We start from the raw sequence: 17,943 nt of genomic DNA, 5'->3' as shown, positions 1-17,943 counted from the left end.
ATCACGCTAGTCAATCAATGGACGAAAAAACAGCTGCTGGCACCGCCACAAGCGGAACCCTGTGTCATGAAATACAACGCTGGACGGCGCCGGACGCGCCTGCCCTCACGCAGCGCGCCGGATTGCATGCATTTTGCTGGCAGTGCCAGCCAGCTTTGCAGTATGCTGATAAAAAATAATGCTGCCGGGCAGAGACATATAAAAGAGAGTTCCCGCAAATGACCGAACAGATGAACGAGAGCTGAACAATGCCAGAAACTAGCGATTTATCTGTCCTGATCGTCGACCCCAACCCCAGCATGCGGGGCAATCTGCACAATATGCTGAACCAGGCGGCCATCACCAAGGTGGAATATGCCGTCAATTCAGGCACGGCCATCCGCCTGCTGATGAAGAAACCGTTCGACATCATCCTGTGCGAATACGATCTTGGTAGTGGCACGGACGGCCAGGATGGCCAGCAATTGCTGGAAGACTTGCGCCACCACAAGCTGATCGGCCTGTGGACGATCTTCATCATGCTGACCTCCGAAGCCATCCACAGCAAGGTGATCAGCGCGGCCGAACTGACCCCGTCCGACTACATATTGAAACCTTTCACCGTCGATGTGCTGAGCGGACGCATCGCACGCGCCATCGAACGGCGCGCCATCTTCCTGCCCACGTATCAGCTGATCGACAAGGGCGACTTGCGCGAAGCCGTGAAAAGCTGCCGCGCGGCCGAACTGCAGCACCCGCGCCTGGCGGCCGATTTCACCCGCCTGCGCGCCGAGCTGCACATCTCCCTCGATGAATGGAAGGAGGCGGAACAGCTGTACGCCGACATGCTGGCCACGCGGCCCATGGCCTGGGCCCACCTGGGCCTGGCGCGCACCCTGTTCGAACAGCAACGCCACGAAGAGGCGCAGGAAGCGCTGCTGGAACTGGTGGAGACCTATCCCCGCTTCATGGCCGCCTACGACCTGCTGGCGCAAAACCATGAAGCCATGGGCCAGCAGCTGCAGGCGAAGAAAATCCTCGAAGACGCGGTGGCCATTTCGCCGCACATGGTGCGCCGCCTGCGCCACCTGGGCGGCATCGCGTTTGACACGGGCGATATCGGCGCGGCCGAACGGGCCTACAAGCGAGTGGTGACGAAAGCGAAGTACTCTGAATTCCGCGACCCCGAAGATCACGTCAACCTGGTCAAGACGCTGGTCAAGAAGGGCGATGCGCCGCAAGCGAGCGGCGTGCTGCGCGACATGGAGCGCTCCCTGCGGGGCGGCGCCAATGTGGAAGCCTGCCGCGCCATCTCGGCCGCCATGCTGCATGAACTGTCTGGGAACGACATCGCCGCCGCCAGCGAACTGCAGCTGGCCGCCGCCGCCCTGGACACGGCGCGGGGCCTGTCGACCCAACTGAAGGTAGGCCTGGTGCAGAGCTGCCTGAAAAACAACCTGGAGCAGGCAGCGTCCGACGTCATGATGAAACTCGTCAACGAAGCCGACAGCGACGTGACGATGGAAGCGGCCGTCGACGTGTTTGAAAAGGCGGGCCGGCATGACCTGGCGCAAGGCATGGGCCAGCAGATCACGAACCAGGTGCAGGAATTGATGCAGGATGCGGCCAGCAAGTCGGAAAGCGGAGAACTCAAGGGAGCTGTGTTCGTACTGCGCCAGGCCCTGCGCAAGACCCCAGGCAACCTGCCCGTGCTGTTCGCCTCCGTCGATGCCATCTTGCGCCAGCTCAATATGCTGGGCTGGGAAGCCCCGCTGGCCGAACAGGCGCAGCACCAGATGCAAGTGATCCGCAAGATAGACCCCAGGCATCCGAAGCTGGAGTCGCTCAAGCAGCAGTATGCGGCGACCCAGCATAAATACGGTATTGCGACCTGACTCCTGCCTGCCCACTGAACCCTGTAACTTCGGGGTCGGCCCCTGTGAGTCCGGCCTCGGTCTTCGCACGCGGGTTTTCGGGGGCCTGACAAGCCCTCTTGCTTGCTCGGCAAACAACAATCTCGTACACTCGCTCATTCCGAGCGCTCACGTCCGCTATCAGCCAACTGCGGACGGTCGGTCCAGTACAGCAATCCAGCGTGATTATCAAGAGTTCCTGATTGGCAAGTTTTGCAAGCCAGGCTCGTCATCGCACGCCCGTGCTGTACAAAATAGCTTTCCTTGACGGTAAAAAGTACACCCGGTGCACGATGCCTTCCTCCTCACATGTATAAATTATGACTGCCTCTACTCCCGATTCTTCCATCGTCGCCTGCGACGATGCTGGTGTATATCGAACCTTGCTGGAGTCGACCCGCGCCATTCCTTGGCGGATCGACTGGGCCACGATGCGCTTCACTTACATAGGCCCCCAAATTGAGGAGTTGCTCGGCTGGAAACAGTCAAGCTGGCAGTCCGTAAATGACTGGGCTGAACGCATCCATGAGGAGGATCGCCAGAAGACGGTCGATTTTTGTGTCGCACAATCGCAAATGGGCGTCGATCACGAAGCCGACTATCGGGCGCTGACGTCCGACGGCGAACAGCTTTGGATACGCGACGTCGTGCATGTGGTGCGTCGCCAGGACGGCGATGTCGAGTCGCTGGTTGGCTTCATGTTCGACATTACCGAGCGTAAGCAGGCTGAAGAGAAGATCTTCAAGTTGCAGCGCGAACTGGAGGCCCTCACCTACCGCGACAGCCTGACAGGCGTTGCAAACCGCCGCATGTTCGACAATCTGTACCCGATCGAATGGGCCAAGGCGCGCGCCACTGGCGAACCGCTGTCCCTGATCGTGATCGACATAGATTATTTCAAACAGTACAACGATCATTATGGCCACATGCAAGGTGACGAATGCTTGCGACGTGTGGCCCAGGCGATGGATGAGGGCGCGTCACGCTCACGCGACCTATGCGCCCGCCTTGGGGGCGAAGAGTTTGTGCTGCTGCTGCCAGCCACGGACGAGGGTGCAGCCCGCAACGTGGCCGAGCGCTGTCGCAAGCTGCTGGCGCGAAAGGAAATCACGCATGCGCGTTCCGGCGTTGGTCGCCTAGTTACTGTCAGCATGGGCGTCGGCACTATCTTGCCCAACGCCCTGCTTGACCCGAATGTTTTTCTGGACAGGATAGACCGCCGTCTTTACCAGGCCAAGTCTGCGGGACGCGACCGTATATGCGACGCCGAGTCGTAATCCTGCGCGCCGATGCGCACTAGCCGAACTTCCCCTTCGGGCGGAACCTGGCAACGATTGCAAGCGGCCAAGGGCTGGCGACAGAAGATACCGAGCTTCAAGCATACGTCGGTATGCTTGTATCGCTCAAACCTGTGATCGCCGGCCGCCCTGATCCAGCCTGAGTCCTTAAACTACTCGCGCCACCCTCGCCACCACCAGCTCGATCAATTCCGCAATCAATGGCCGGAAGGTGGCTGCGTTGCCGCCCTGCCCCAGCATGACGGTGCGCGTGGTCAGGTGCGAGAAGACGGCGTCGAACAGAATCTGCGGCAGGTTGGAAAACGAGGTATCGGCCGCGATGCGGCCCTGGGCGCGCTGCTGCTCCAGCAGGCGCAATATCAGGGCGTGCCACACTTGCGGGCCGTGTTCGTACCAGGTCAGGCCCACGGCCGGCACGGCGGCGGCGCCGGTTACGACGAGACGGTAGAAAGCCACGTGGCGGGGGCTGGTGACGACGGCCACCAGTTCATCGAGGATCAGCTGCAAACCCTGTTCCAGGCCCGCTTGCGACGTGTCGAGCTGGCGCAGCGCGATGATGAAGTCCGCGCACAGGTATTCGACCACCGCCACCAGCAGCTCCTGCTTGCTGCCGAAGTAGCGGTAGGCGGTGGCTTTCGAGCCACCCGCCTCGGCCACGATGGCATCCATGCTGACGCCGTCGTAGCCGGAGGCGAGAAACAGGTCCGCGGCCGCCACCAGCAGCTTGCGGCGCCGCTCCTCGCTTCGGGTAGTCGGGGAAGCTGGAACGGTGCGCAACTGGGGCATGAAGCAAACTCTTACTGTGTCTTGGGAAGCGCGTATGCTATCACGTAATCTCCCCGATCCGGACTCTGGCGGGCGCCGCCCGCCACCACCACGACATACTGGCGGCCCGACTTGGGCGACACATACGTCATCGGCGTGCCTTGCGAGCCCACGGGCATGCGTACCTTCCACACGTCACGCCCAGTGGCGATATCCATGGCGCGCAGATAGTAATCCTGCGTGCCCGCATAAAACACCAGGCCCGACGCCGTGCTCATGCCGCCGCCCAGGGTAGGCATGCCCAGCGGGATAGGCAGGCGCGCGCGCACGCCGTTAATGACGGCGTCTTGCACCGTGCCGGCCGGACGTTCCCACACTTTCGTGCGGGTTTTCAGGTCGATGGCGGCAAACACGCCCCAGGGCGGGCTTTGGCAAGGTATGCCCAGCGGCGAATTGAAGGCCTTGTGGTCGATGACGAACGGCGTGCCATCCATCGGATAGGTGCTGCCCACGCCGTGGCCAGCCGTCAGCTTGGCCACGTCCACCGTTTCGCGCGGCACCAGCTTGACCACTTGCGGCATGCGGATATCGTTGACGAACATATAGCCGTTGCTTTCATCGACGGCTGCACCGCCCCAGTTGAAGCCACCGTAATAGCCCGGGTAGATCAGCGTTTCCTTTGTGCTTGGGGCCGTGAACTCGCCCCGGTAATTGAGCTTGCGGAAGCTGATGCGGCACGCCAGCTGGTCGAAGAAAGTGGCGCCCCACATGTCGCGCTCCGTCAGCGTTTCTGCACCGAGGGCCGGCATGCCGGTGGAATAGGGTTGCGTCTTTGCCACCCAGTCGCCGGCCGCGTGCTCCTGCGGCACGGGTTTTTCCACCACGTCGGCAATGGGTTTTCCCGTGCGGCGGTCCAGCATGAAGATCTGGCCACGCTTGGTCAGCTGCACCAGCGCAGGGATCTTGCCGCCCTTGCCGTCCGGGACGTCGTACAGTGCCGGCTGCGCGGCCACGTCGTAATCCCAGATATCGTGGTGGACGGTTTGATAGGTCCAACGCTCGCGGCCCGTGGCCATGTCGAGGGCGACGATGGCCGACGCGTATTTTTCCGTCAGCGGCGGACGCTTGCCGCCCCAGAAGTCGGGCTGCTCGTTCCCCGTCGGCAGGTACACCAGACCCAGTGCATCATCGAACGCGGGCGCCGACCACATGTTCGGCGTGCTGCGCGTGTACGTCTGCCCTTCCGGCGGCAGCTTGGTGATGGCCGGATTGCCCAGGTCCCAGGCCCATACCAGTTCACCCGTGTCGGCGCTGTAGGCACGCACGACACCCGATGGTTCATCGGTGGAGCGGCCGTCGAACACCCAGCCGCCGAGGATGATCAGGTTGCGCGCCACCGTGGGCGCGGACGTGTAGGCGTAATACGGCACGTTCATCTTCACCTTGCCCAGGCCGACCGTCAGGTCGACGGATCCCTTGTCGCCAAAGCCTTCGCACTGCTTGCCCGTCTGCGCGTCGATCTCGATCAGGCGCGCATCCATGGTCACTTGCACGATGCGCTTGGCACACGCGCCCGCCGCCGCAGCGCTGGCCGCCTGCATGCCTTCGAACTGGAAGGGTTTTGTGACCTTGGCAGGCTCGTAATAGCCCACGCCGCGGCAGCGGTTCCACGTCTTGGTGTTGGCCGGCTTGGGATCGAAGGTCCAGCGCTCCTTGCCCGTGTCCGCATCCAGCGCGATGACCTTGCTGGTCGGCGTGCACGTGTAGATGGTGTCGCCGATCTGCAGCGGCGTGTTTTGCGACTCGGAAGCGCCTTCGGCCAATTCGCCCGAGCGGTAGGTCCAGGCCACCTGCAACTGATCGACGTTAGCCTTGTCGATCTGCGTGTACGGCGCGAAGCGCGTGCCTTTCGGCCCATACCCATAGTGTGCCCAGTTGGCGCTGCCGTCATTGACGGGCGTCACGGCATCCTGCTGCGGCTGCACCGCAGCGTCCGTCACGCCATGCGGCTTGAACATGGCAGCGAAACCGGCCACCAGCACGACGGCAAACAGGGCGGCGAAACCGCGCGACTGGCCAGTGTGTGCCTGGCCAGTCAGCCACGGATGCACGAGGGTGGCCACCAGGCCGATGACGAGGAACGGCGCCAGGCGCGGCACCATGGGCCAGAAGGCAAACCCGATTTCCCATACAGCCCAGATCAGGGTGGCGGCGAGCAGCGCGCCGACGATACTGCCCGCCAGCGGTTTGCGGCGCAGATACAGCACGCCGGCCAGGATCAGGCCGAGACCGGCCAGCAGGTAATACCAGGAACCGCCAAGGGTAATGAGTTTGATGCCGCCCGCCGCCAGGGCCAGGCCGGAAAGTCCAAGAAACATGCCAAAAACCGCCAGCGCAATGCGCTTGCCCCTGGAGACCGGTGGGATTGCCGCCGCTCCATTCTTTGTTGAAGTATCCATTTTTTATCCAAGACGCCTCCCCTGCCCAGGCAAATACGCCGGGGATGGCTGATTTTTTAAATCTACGTAGTGAAACTGTACTGTACGGTTTCATTTTAGGCCGATTCTTGACGCAAGTAAAGAAAGTGACGCGCGAGCTTGATTTTTGGCGGGGATGGGGACGTTGGTGGGATTGTCGGATTACGCGCTTGCGCGCTAATCCGACAAACACAGCTGCGTCGGGTGTTACAGCGATGCCATGTCGATCACAAAACGATATCTGACGTCGCTCTTCACCACACGCTCGAACGCCTCATTGATCTCCTGGATGCGGATGATTTCGATGTCGGAGACAATATTGTGCTTGCCGCAGAAATCCAGCATTTCCTGGGTTTCCTTGATCGAGCCGATCATGGAGCCAGACAGGCTGCGGCGCGCACCCACGAGGCCGAAGGCGCTGATCGGCGGCACGGCACCGTCCGGGATGCCGACGATGACCATGCTGCCATCGACTTTCAGCAAGTTGATGTACTGGTTCCAGTCGATGGACGCGCCCACGGTGCAGATGATCAGGTCGAACGTGCCGGCCAGCTTGCTGAAGGTTTCCGCATCATTGGTGGCGTAGTAATGCTTGGCGCCCAGGCGCAAGCCGTCTTCGCGCTTCGACAGGGTCTGGCTCAGCACCGTCACTTCGGCGCCCATGGCGTGGGCGATCTTGACGCCCATGTGGCCCAAGCCACCCATGCCCAGGATGGCCACCTGCTTGCCAGGGCCGGCCTTCCAGTGGTTTAGCGGCGAGTACAGGGTGATGCCGGCGCACAGCAGTGGCGCGGCTGCGTCCAGCGGCAGGTTGTCGGGAATCGACAGCACATAGCCTTCCTTGACGACGATACTGTCCGAGTAGCCGCCCTGCGTGGCCGTCTTGCCATCCGCTTCCAGGCCGTTGTAGGTTTGGATCAGGCCTGGCATGTACTGCTCCAGGTCCACATTGCGCGTCTTGCAGGTGGTGCAGGAATCGACGAAGCAGCCCACGCCCACATGGTCGCCCACCTTGAACTTGCTGACGTTGGCGCCAACGGCCGTGACGACGCCGGCGATTTCATGGCCAGGCACCATCGGGAAGGCGGCGCCACCCCATTCGTCGCGCGCCTGGTGGATGTCGGAATGGCACACGCCACAGTATTTGATCGAGATGGCCACGTCGTCTTCGCGCGGGGCGCGGCGCTCGAACGTGAACGGTTGCAGTGCGGAAGTCGGGCCCAGTGCGGCGTAGCCTTTGGCGATGGTGGTCATGAAAACTCCTGTATCTATATGTGTGTGACGAGGGGGACGCCTGCCATGCATGCGATTGCACAAGTGTGCCCGAGATGCCGGCCCGCCGTTACCGCGATCCTGCAAGACCTTTGCACGATCCTCCAAATCTGCGTAAGATCACCCCCTGCCCCTCCTCGCCTGACGCATACTGAACTCCATGCCCACACCACTCGCTCCGCAAGATGAAATTGCCGCCCTGATCAGCCGCCACGCGCCGCGCAACGGCGACTACGCGACGGCGATCGGCAACCTGACGTTTCACCGCCAGTCGTCCGTCACGGAATCGCTGTTCCATGCGGCGCGACCCAGCGTGGCCATCATCGCGCAAGGCGCGAAGGACGTCACCCTGGGCACGGAAACCTTCCATTACAGCCGCATGCAGTACCTGCTGACGTCCGTCGAATTGCCCGTCCAGGTGCGCGTGGCGCAAGCGAGCGAAGAACAACCACATTTGTGCGTGGTGCTGGGCATCGACATCGCCGACGTGGCGGCGCTGCTCGACAGTGAAAGCGCATGCGGTGCGGCGCAGCAGAAAATCCTGCCCGCCACGCGCGGCATTTCCGTCAGCGACGTCTCGCCCGAGCTGCTCGACGCCATGCTGCGCCTCGTGCGCCTGCTGGACAAACCGGCAGAAATCGCCGCGCTGGCGCCCTTGATCCGCCGCGAGCTGACCTACCGGCTGCTGAACGGCCCTGTCGGCGCGCGCCTGCGCCACATGGCGCTGGCAAGCAGCCAGTCGCACCAGGTGGGACAAGCCATCGACTGGATCAAGCACCATTACGCGCAGCCGCTGCGCATCGAGCACCTGGCCGGCATGGCGAACATGAGCATGTCGTCGCTGCACCACCACTTCAAGGCGATTACCGCCATGACGCCGATGCAGTACCAGAAGCTGCTGCGCCTGCAGGAAGCGCGGCGATTGATGCTGGTCGAGCAGATCGACGCAGGCACGGCCGGCTACCGGGTCGGCTACGCCAGCGAATCGCAGTTCAGCCGCGAATACAGCCGCCAGTTCGGCCGCGCACCGATGCGCGACGTGGGCCAGGTGCGCGCGCAGCTCAGCGGGGCCAGCGCCGGCACCGCCTATTCCGTCTTGCCGTAACCGCCGCCGCCCGGCGTCTCGATCACGAACACGTCACCTGCCTGCATGCCGGTCTTGCCGATATGCGCCAGGTGCTCCACCGTACCGTCCGCGCGCTCCACGTAGTTGCGCCCCAGCGCGCCCGCCGCACCGCCATCCATGCCAAACGGAGGATGGACACGGTTGTTCGACAAGATCGCCGCCGTCATCGCTTCCAAAAAGCGCACCCGGCGCACGCCACCATTGCCGCCGTGCCAGCGCCCCGCGCCGCCAGAGTCTGCGCGGATGCTATAGCTGTCAAGCCGCACGGGGAAACGCCACTCGAGGATTTCCGGGTCAGTCAGGCGCGAATTGGTCATGTTCGTCTGCACCACATCCGTACCGTCGAAGCCCGGGCCGGCGCCAGAGCCACCCGAAATCGTCTCGTAATACTGGTATTTGGCGCTGCCGAACGTGAAATTGTTCATCGTGCCCTGCGAGGCAGCCATCGCCCCCAGCGCGCCATACAGGGCATTCGTGATACAGGTCGAGGTTTCCACATTGCCCGAGACGACGGAGGCCGGGTACTGCGGATTGAGCATGGAGCCGGGTGGGATGATCACGGTCAAAGGCTTCAGACAGCCCGCATTGAGCGGAATCTCGTCGTCAACCAGGGTGCGGAACACGTACAGCACGGCCGCCATGCAGACGGCGGACGGCGCGTTGAAGTTGTTCGGCAGCTGGCTTGAAGTCCCCGTAAAGTCGATGGTGGCACTGCGCGCAGCCACGTCGACCCTGATCGCCACCTCGATGCGCGCGCCGTTGTCCAGGTCCAGCGCGTAGCTGCCATCCTTCAGGGTCGTGATGACCCTGCGCACGGCTTCCTCGGCATTGTCCTGCACATGGCCCATATAGGCTTGCACCACGTCCAGGCCAAAATGCGCGACCATGCCATGCAGTTCCTCGGCCCCCTTCTGGTTGGCCGCCACCTGGGCGCGCAAATCGGCCAGGTTTTGCCGGGGATTGCGGGCGGGCCAGGTGGCGCCCGCCAGCATGGCCAGGGTCTCGTCTTCTGCTAACCGTCCCGTGGCGCCGTCCACCAGCTTGAAATTATCGATCAACACGCCCTCTTCCTCGATGCGCGTGGAATCGGGCGGCATCGAACCGGGCGTGGTGCCGCCGATGTCCGCATGGTGGCCGCGCGAACCGACATAGAACAGGATGGCCTTGCCCTCTTCATCGAAGACAGGAGAAATGACCGTCACGTCGGGCAAATGCGTGCCCCCGTGATACGGGTCGTTCAGCATGAAGACGTCGCCCGACTGCATGACGCCCGCGTTGCGCGTCATCACCGTGCGGATGCTCTCGCCCATGGAACCAAGGTGCACGGGCATGTGGGGCGCATTCGCAATCAAGTGGCCTTGTGCGTCGAAGATGGCGCAGCTGAAATCGAGCCGCTCCTTGATGTTGACGGAATGGGCCGTGTTTTGCAGGCGCAGTCCCATCTGCTCGGCGATCGACATGAACAGATTATTGAATATTTCCAGCATCACGGGGTCGGCCTGCGTCCCGATAGCGACACGCTCCGGCAAGGCGACGACCCTGCGCAAGATCAAATGGCCATGCGCCGTCACTGCCGCGCGCCAGCCCGGCTCGATGACGGTGGTGGCGTTGGCGTCACTGACGATGGCAGGACCGGCTATGGTATCGCCGGGGCGCAGACTGTCAGCCCCAAACAGGCCGCTTGGCCGCCACCTTCCGGCGCAGTACATCTCCACCGTCTGCAGGGGCGCCAGCCCGCCTTCACGCGATACATACGCCGGCGTGGCCACTGGCGGCGCATCGGACGCGCCGATGGCTTCCACGGAGATGGCTTCGACGATCAATGCCCGCGCCGGCATCAAAAAGGAAAAGCGCTTTTTGTATGCCGCCTCGAACTGCGCCTGCATGCCGGCCAGGGTGTCGAACAGCACGACGAGGGCAGAATCTGTGCCTTCATAGCGCAGGTGCACGCGCGACACCAGCGCGATACGCTGCCCTGCCACGCCCTGGCGCAGCAAGTCGCCCCGCGCCAGCTCGCCCAGCGCCGCGACATCACGCGCCAGGTCCACGCCCAATACCGCCTCGATGGCCTGCTCGCGCATGGCGCTCTGGTCGGCCAGGCCCATGCCGTAGGCCGACATCACACCCGCCAGGCTGTGGATGAAGACCGTACGCATGCCCAGCGCATCGGCGACCAGGCAGGCGTGCTGGCCGCCCGCGCCGCCAAAGCTGGTCAGGGTATATTCGGTGACGTCATGACCACGTTGCACGGAAATCTGCTTGATGGCGTTGGCCATATTGCCCACGGCGATGGCGATATAGCCTTCGGCCACCTGCTCCGGCGTCGAGTTCACCGTGCGCGCCAGCGCCTCAAACTGGGCGCGCACGGTGGCCGCGTCCAGCGCTTCATTGGCGTCCGGGCCGAAAACGCGCGGGAAGAATGCCGGCTGCAGCTTGCCCAGCATGACATTGCAGTCGGTGACGGCCAGCGGGCCGCCGCACCGGTAGCTGGCGGGGCCGGGATTGGCGCCCGCGCTGTCCGGCCCCACCTTGTAGCGGGCGCCATCGAAATGCAGGATGGAGCCGCCGCCCGCCGCCACCGTGTGGATGCTCATCATGGGCGCGCGCATGCGCACGCCGGCGATCTGCGTCTCGAACACGCGCTCGAACTCGCCCGCGTAGTGCGACACATCGGTGGACGTGCCGCCCATGTCGAAGCCGATGACCTTATCGAAACCGGCCAGCGCGCTGGCGCGCACCATGCCGACGATGCCGCCCGCGGGGCCGGACAAAATGCTGTCCTTGCCCTGGAAAGCGCGCGCATCCGTCAAGCCGCCGTTCGACTGCATGAATTGCAGGTGCACGCCGGGCAGCTCGGCTGCCAGCTGGTCGACATAACGGCGCAAGATGGGCGACAAATAAGCGTCGACCACCGTGGTGTCGCCGCGCGCCACCAGTTTCATCATGGGGCTCACCTCGTGCGACACGGATACCTGGGTAAATCCCGCCTGGCGCGCCAGCTGCGCCACCCGCGCCTCGTGCGCGTGGTAGCGGTAGCCGTGCATCAGCACGATGGCGATGGCGCGCACGCCGCGCGCATGCGCGTGTTCCAGCGCCGCGCGCGCAGCCGCCTCGTCGAGCTCCTGCACCACTTCGCCGTGGGCGCCCAGGCGTTCATTGATCTCGATTACGTCGCCGTACAGCAGTTCCGGCAAGATGATCTGGCGCGCAAACAGCTGCGGCCGGTTCTGATAGGCGATGCGCAAGGCGTCGCGAAAACCGCGCGTGATGGCCAGCACGGTGGGCTCGCCCTTGCGCTCAAGCAGCGCATTGGTCGCTACCGTCGTGCCCATCTTGATGGCGCCCAGCCGTTCGACGGGCAGCGGTGCGCCGGGTGCAAGGCCCATCAGCCGGCGCATGCCGGCCAGCGCCGCATCGCGGTACTGGCCCGGGTTCTCCGACAGCAGCTTGTGGGTGGCCAGGCTGCCGTCAGGACGGCGCGCCACGATGTCCGTAAAGGTGCCGCCCCGGTCGATCCAGAATTGCCAGTCCATCGTCACGCCCCCGTACTTATGTGAGATGGCTATTGTAGCCGCCAAACAGACGCGCGTTTCAGCCGTGCGCGCCTTGCCTTCCGCGTGGATCGGCCTTATGTTGAAGGCATACCAACAAATGGAACGCACCATGACCCCGACCGACTTTGCCAGCACCGCCCTTCCCCTCTATTCCGTCGCCGAACTGCGCGCCATCGAACAAGCCGCCATGCAAGACCTGCCGCAAGGGCTGCTGATGCAGCGGGCGGGCCAGGCCGCCGCCAGTGCCGCCTTGAAGCTGCTGCACGCTACGGAAGACGGCGAAGCGGGCCACCGGCGCGTACTGGTGCTGGCCGGCCCCGGCGACAACGGCGGCGATGCGCTGGAAGCGGCCGCGCACCTGGCCGCCAGCGGCACCGAGGTGCTGATATGGCTGGCGCCCGAGGCGCAAGCCACGTCGCCCGAGCGCGAACAGGCCCTGAGCCGCGCGCGCAACAGCGCCGCGCGCTTCATGGACGCGGCAACTTCCATGGCCTCGGCGGCAGTGGGCGCAGCGTCATGGCACCTCGTCATCGATGGCCTGTTCGGCATCGGCGCATCGCGCCCCCTGGACGGCGAATGCCGCGAAGTGGCGCAGTTGGTCAACAAGCTGGCATGCCCCGTGCTGGCGCTCGACGTGCCCAGCGGCTTGCAAGCGGACACGGGCGCCATCGACGGCGTCGCCATCCGCGCCACGCATACGCTCACCTTCATCGGCGACAAGCCTGGTCTGCACACGGCAAACGGCCGCGATTATGCGGGCGAGGTGGAAGTGGCCGCGCTGGCCATCGATCCTTCCCTGCTGCAGCCCGCCAAAGCCCAGCTGGGCGGCCTGCACCTGTTCGCCCGCCAGTTGCAGCCACGGCGCCAGAATACGCACAAGGGCAGCTACGGCAGCGTGGCCATCATCGGCGGCGCGCAAGGCATGGCGGGCGCACCCATCCTGGCGGCCCGCACGGCCCTGCACGCGGGCGCGGGAAGAGTCTATATCGCCTTTCCCGACACGCCGCCAGCATTTGACAGCGGCCAGCCGGAACTGATGTGCCGGCACGCCAGGGACGTGGATTTCTCGGGCCTGCACTTTGCCGCGCTGGTGGCGGGACCAGGCCTGGGCGACGATGTCGATACAGTGGAGCTGCTGCAGCGGACGTTCGAGAGCGACAGCCCGCTGCTGCTCGACGCCGATGCGCTGAACCTGATGGCGGCCGAACCGGAACTGCAATCGGCGCTGGCCGTGCGCACGGGCGCGGGGGCGACAATATTGACGCCCCATCCGCTGGAAGCGGCACGCCTGCTCGACCTGACAGTGGCCGAGGTCCAGGCCGACCGCCTGGGCGCGGCGCGCCAGCTGGCCACGCAGCTGGGCGTCATCGTGGTGTTGAAGGGTTCGGGCACGGTCATCGCCGCGCCCGATGGTGGCATCGTCATCAACAACACGGGCGGCCCCGCACTGGCGACTGCCGGCACGGGGGATGTGCTGTCCGGCCTGTGCGGCAGCCTGCTGGCGCAGGGCTGGCCGGAATGGGAAGCGGCGCTCGGCGCCGTCTGGCTGCATGGTGCGGCAGCCGATGCGCTGGTGGCCGCAGGCAGCGGCCCCATCGGCCTGACGGCAGGGGAATTGATCCCGGCGATACGCAGGTTGATCAATGCCTTGTCGGCATAGGTATACGGTGCGTGTTTGTCGGATTACGCGTTCCGCTAATCCGACCTACCCGACGTCCGATATCCTCAAGCCGTAGGTTGGATTAGCGCAGCGTAATCCAACACCACCGCGCCGCAATCACACCAACCTGCCCGCCGCAATCGTAATGGTGCGCCCACAACGGGCCGCAATGGAACTGTCATGCGTGACGAGAATCAGGGTCGAACCCCGTTCGCGGTTCAACTCGAACATCAGCTGGATCACGGCCTCCCCTGTGGCCGCGTCCAGGCTGCCAGTCGGCTCATCGGCAAACAGCAGCGGAGGCTCCGTCACAAAGGCGCGCGCCAGGGCCACGCGCTGCTGCTCGCCGCCGGACAGGTATTTGGGATAGTGTTTCAGGCGGCTGCCCAGGTTGACTCTGCCCAACATGGCTTGCGCCTTTTCCTTCGCGTCCGGGTCGCCCCGCAATTCCAGCGGCAGCATGACGTTTTCCAGCGCCGTCAGGTGGGCCAGCAGCTGGAAGGACTGGAACACGAAGCCGAGCTTTTCCTTGCGGAAACCGGCGCGACCGTCTTCGTCGAGGGCGAAGATATCGGTGCCATCGAGGATGACCTTGCCCTCGCTCGGCGTGTCCAGGCCGGCCAGCAGGCCCAATAAAGTCGACTTGCCGGAACCGGAGGCGCCGACGATGGCCAGCGTCTCGGCCGTTTGCACGGTAAAATCGACTTGATGCAGGATGGTCAGCTCACCATCGGCATCGGGTACGCGCTTGGCCAGCTGGACCACTTCGATGGCCGGCTGGGCATTTTGGCTGTTGGCTGCAGCAGGCCGCTGGGCCGCTGCGTCGGACGGGAGAAAACTGGTGGAAGTCGCTTTAGGGAATTCGGGCATGCTGATCTATCTTAAAAAATTTCGTGAACAAATAAGTGTCAAGGGCAGCAGCCGCATGCGGCGGCGCACGCTGTCCCTGCTTCCTGCGGCAGCCCTGCTGCTGGTATCGAGCATGACGAATGCCTATTCTGCACCAAAAACGCTGCTGGTGCTCGGCGACAGCCTGTCGGCCGAGTATGGGCTGGCACGGGGCACGGGCTGGGTGGCGCTGCTGGAACAGCGGTTGGCAGCGCAAAAGAACGATACGCGCATCGTCAACGCCAGCATCAGCGGCGAGACCACCAGCGGCGGCCGCGCGCGCCTGCCTGCGCTGCTGGCCAAGCACCAGCCCGACATCGTGCTGATCGAACTGGGTGCCAACGACGGCTTGCGCGGCTTGCCCGTGGCGGCGGCCGAAGCGAATCTGCGCGCCATGGGCGAGGCGGCCAGGAAATCGGGCGCGCAAGTGGTGCTGGTGGGCATGCGGATGCCGCCCAACTATGGCCGCGCCTATGGCGAGCAGTTTTATGGCGTGTACGGCAAGCTGGCCAGGGAATGGAAGGCGCCGCTGGTGCCCTTCATGTTCGAAGGCATCGCCGACCAGCCGCAGCTATTCCAGGCCGACCGCATGCACCCGAATGCGCAGGCGCATCCAACGATACTGAAGAATATCTGGCCGCGGCTAGCGCCGTTACTGAACGCGAAGTAAGCCAGTTGTAGACGTTACCTCCAGCCCGAGGCAAGAATCCGGGGTCAGCCCCCCCCAGGGGAATACGCTCCAATGGAGCGTATTCCGATTACGAAGTGACTGACCCTAGGCTTACGCCGGCGGGTTGAATAAAGTTCACGACACGCAGACAAAAAAATAGCCGCTCGAAAGCGGCTATTTTTATGCGTGGAAACTAACTCTTATGGTGCTTCCGGCGCTGGTGCTGCCGGGGCGGTGACCGGCTTGACGATCTTCACCTTGGCCTTGGATTTCAGGTACTCGACGTAATCGAACATTTCCTGTTGTGCCAGGATGCCGCTGATCTGGTCTTTCTCTTGCTGGCGGCGTGCTGCATCGACTTGCGCCGGCTGCTGCACCTTGCCGATGCGATAGATGCCATAGCCCAGGGCTGGCAAGTCCACGCCCACATAGGCTGGCAGCTTGCTCGTATCCGCTTTCATGACTTGCGCAATGGCGGCACGGTTGATGCCGTCAAGCTTGCTGCGCGACACCCATTGTGCGGCGCCAAAACCGCTGGCATCACCAGATGCCTTCAAGGCTGCCAGCTTGGTCTCGCCTGCTTTCTTGGCCAGCTTTTCCGCTTCTTCCATCGTCACGCGCTGACGGATCATCGCTTCGACTTCAGCCAGAGGACGCTTCGAGGCAGGCTTGAATTCCACCACACGGCCGGCGATCAGCACGTTCGGTGCAACGGTGACGGCTTCCGTGTTGCGCTTGTCTTTCAGTGTATCGTTCGAGAAGATGGCGGCGAGGAACTTGGCGTTGTTGAACGGCGCATTGCCCAATGCTGGCGACGGCGTGCGCGACAGGTTGGCGGCGGTTTCCACTTTCAGCTTCAACTTGTCAGCCACCGGTTTCAGGCTGTCCGATTGCTCGTAGACCGTGTTGGTGAACGTCTCAGCCATTTCCGAGTATTTCTTGGCAGCAAATTGCTTGCGCAGGTCGGCCGTGATTTCACCGCGTACTTCATCGAGCGCCCGCACGTGCTGTGGTTTGAGCGAGGTAACGGTCAGGATGTGGTAGCCGAAATCGGAAGCGACAACATCGCTGATTTCGCCTTGCTTGAGTTTGCTGACTGCGCTCAGCAGTGGTGCCGGCAAGCCATCCTTGCCGATCACGCCCAGGTCGCCGCCTTGTTCGGCGGAGGCCGGGTCTTCCGACTTGGCCTTGGCCACGGCGGCAAAGCTGGCAGGTGCCTTGCGCACGTCGGCCAGGATCGCTTCAGCCTTGGCCTTGGCAGCTGCCTTGTCGGCGGCCGATGCGTCTTTCTTGACGGCTACGAGGATGTGGCTGGCCTGGCGCGCTTCTTCGGTCGTGTAGGCTTTCTGGTTCTTCGCGTAGTAGCCGGTCACGTCGGCGTCGGTGACGTCGACTTGCTCGCCGGCAGCGCTGTCGTCCAGCACGACGTATTCGATCTTGGCTTGTTCCGGGATTTCGAAGAACTTGCTGTTCTTGTCATAGAAAGCCTTGATCATGGCGTCCGTCACTTTGACTTCCGGCACGTACTGCGCGATCGGCAACAGCAATTCCTGCACTTCACGCTCTTCCGAGGTGATGTCGGACAGGCGCTTGGCGACGGTGTTCGGCGCGAAGGCGGTGCCTTGCACGGCGCCGGCCAATTGCTGCAGGGCCATGTCGCTGCGGCGGCGCGCATCGTACATCTGCGGCGTCATGCCTTGGGCGGCCAGCATGGACTTGTAGCGTTCCAGGTCGAATTTACCGTCCGGCAAGGTCAAGCCTGGGATTTCCAGCACTTCCTTTTGCAGCGCGGCATCGCTGATGACCAGGTGGCTACGGCCCACTTCGGCGGCCACGGCACGCTCGGCGATCAGATTGTCGAGGATGCTCTGGCGCGCTTCCGGCGTGTCAAACATTTTCTGGTCGAACTGCTCGCCCATCATCTGGCGGTAGCGGTCGATCTGCTGACGTTGCGCTTCTTCATATTGCTGCTGCGTCACGACCTGGTCGCCGACCTTGGCGATGGTGTTCGCGCCGTCGCCGAAGCTTTGGTAGCCGCTGATACCGACCAGTGCAAAAGACGGGACGATGACCAGCATCAAGAGAAACTGCATCAAGCGTCGATGGGTACGAATAAATTCAAACATGGTCAGCCAATTCGGGATGAGTGGATCACTATAAAAAAAGGCGAACATGCGTTCGCCTTGATTTCTTCGGCGGAATGGACGGGACAGATGTCCACTTCCCCTTTAGATTCAACAACTTGGCGCTGGAACTAAAGCAGGATTCTGACGCCCAAGCCATTATCTCCTGATTCTACAATGCCCATAGCGCTATAGCAAGAGTAAATCAGGGCGCGCGC

Annotated in this window: 11 protein-coding genes; 5 read left to right on the top strand and 6 right to left on the bottom strand. The window is 63.2% G+C overall.

Annotated elements, in window-relative coordinates; translation table 11 throughout:
- Positions 1-248 precede the first annotated feature (248 nt).
- Complete coding sequence (locus CLU92_RS06200; protein WP_101481178.1) at positions 249-1,874, top strand: tetratricopeptide repeat-containing response regulator; 1,626 nt, start codon at positions 249-251, stop codon at positions 1,872-1,874.
- 338 nt (positions 1,875-2,212) lie between these two features.
- Positions 2,213-3,169, top strand: coding sequence for a sensor domain-containing diguanylate cyclase (locus tag CLU92_RS06195; RefSeq protein ID WP_101481177.1), 957 nt, complete (start codon positions 2,213-2,215; stop codon positions 3,167-3,169).
- A gap of 168 nt (positions 3,170-3,337) precedes the next feature.
- Here the strand turns inward: CLU92_RS06195 and CLU92_RS06190 are convergent, their stop codons facing one another.
- The 3 genes from CLU92_RS06190 to CLU92_RS06180 all read right to left on the bottom strand — a co-directional run bounded on the left by CLU92_RS06190 (position 3,338) and on the right by CLU92_RS06180 (position 7,686).
- Positions 3,338-3,976 (bottom strand): TetR/AcrR family transcriptional regulator, encoded by a 639-nt coding sequence (locus CLU92_RS06190; RefSeq protein ID WP_101481176.1) that lies wholly within the window; start codon positions 3,974-3,976, stop codon positions 3,338-3,340.
- Positions 3,977-3,987: 11 nt separating this feature from the next.
- Positions 3,988-6,333: a membrane-bound PQQ-dependent dehydrogenase, glucose/quinate/shikimate family gene (locus CLU92_RS06185; RefSeq protein WP_257560995.1), complete on the bottom strand. Its 2,346-nt coding sequence runs from the start codon at positions 6,331-6,333 to the stop codon at positions 3,988-3,990.
- A gap of 306 nt (positions 6,334-6,639) precedes the next feature.
- Positions 6,640-7,686, bottom strand: coding sequence for an NAD(P)-dependent alcohol dehydrogenase (locus CLU92_RS06180; protein ID WP_101481174.1), 1,047 nt, complete (start codon positions 7,684-7,686; stop codon positions 6,640-6,642).
- A 178-nt stretch (positions 7,687-7,864) separates the two neighbouring features.
- Between CLU92_RS06180 and CLU92_RS06175 the strand changes: the two genes are divergently transcribed.
- Positions 7,865-8,809: an AraC family transcriptional regulator gene (locus CLU92_RS06175; protein WP_101481173.1), complete on the top strand. Its 945-nt coding sequence runs from the start codon at positions 7,865-7,867 to the stop codon at positions 8,807-8,809.
- Here the strand turns inward: CLU92_RS06175 and CLU92_RS06170 are convergent.
- A complete protein-coding gene (locus CLU92_RS06170; protein WP_101481172.1) occupies positions 8,791-12,363 on the bottom strand; it encodes a hydantoinase B/oxoprolinase family protein in 3,573 nt (1,190 codons plus the stop codon). The two genes, CLU92_RS06175 and CLU92_RS06170, sit on opposite strands and share 19 nt — an antisense overlap.
- A gap of 130 nt (positions 12,364-12,493) precedes the next feature.
- Here CLU92_RS06170 and CLU92_RS06165 point away from each other — a divergent pair, with 130 nt between their 5' ends.
- Positions 12,494-14,044, top strand: coding sequence for an NAD(P)H-hydrate dehydratase (locus tag CLU92_RS06165; RefSeq protein WP_101484529.1), 1,551 nt, complete (start codon positions 12,494-12,496; stop codon positions 14,042-14,044).
- A 117-nt stretch (positions 14,045-14,161) separates the two neighbouring features.
- Here the strand turns inward: CLU92_RS06165 and CLU92_RS06160 are convergent, their stop codons facing one another.
- The gene (locus CLU92_RS06160) at positions 14,162-14,914 is read right to left on the bottom strand and encodes an ABC transporter ATP-binding protein (protein ID WP_373917509.1); all 753 of its coding nucleotides are present in this window, start codon (positions 14,912-14,914) and stop codon (positions 14,162-14,164) included.
- Here CLU92_RS06160 and CLU92_RS06155 point away from each other — a divergent pair.
- Positions 14,913-15,602, top strand: a complete 690-nt coding sequence (locus CLU92_RS06155) for an arylesterase (protein ID WP_101481171.1) — start codon at positions 14,913-14,915, stop codon at positions 15,600-15,602. The genes CLU92_RS06160 and CLU92_RS06155 overlap by 2 nt on opposite strands.
- Before the next feature lie 200 nt (positions 15,603-15,802).
- Here CLU92_RS06155 and CLU92_RS06150 read toward each other — a convergent pair whose 3' ends face one another.
- Positions 15,803-17,728: a SurA N-terminal domain-containing protein gene (locus CLU92_RS06150; protein ID WP_180338446.1), complete on the bottom strand. Its 1,926-nt coding sequence runs from the start codon at positions 17,726-17,728 to the stop codon at positions 15,803-15,805.
- Positions 17,729-17,943: the final 215 nt, after the last annotated feature.

Source organism: Janthinobacterium sp. 61, assembly GCF_002846335.1.
In the GTDB taxonomy this organism is placed as follows: Bacteria; Pseudomonadota; Gammaproteobacteria; order Burkholderiales; family Burkholderiaceae_D; genus Janthinobacterium.
The sequence above is the reverse complement of the archived record's forward strand: the minus strand, read 5'-3'. Positions and strand labels throughout refer to the sequence as shown.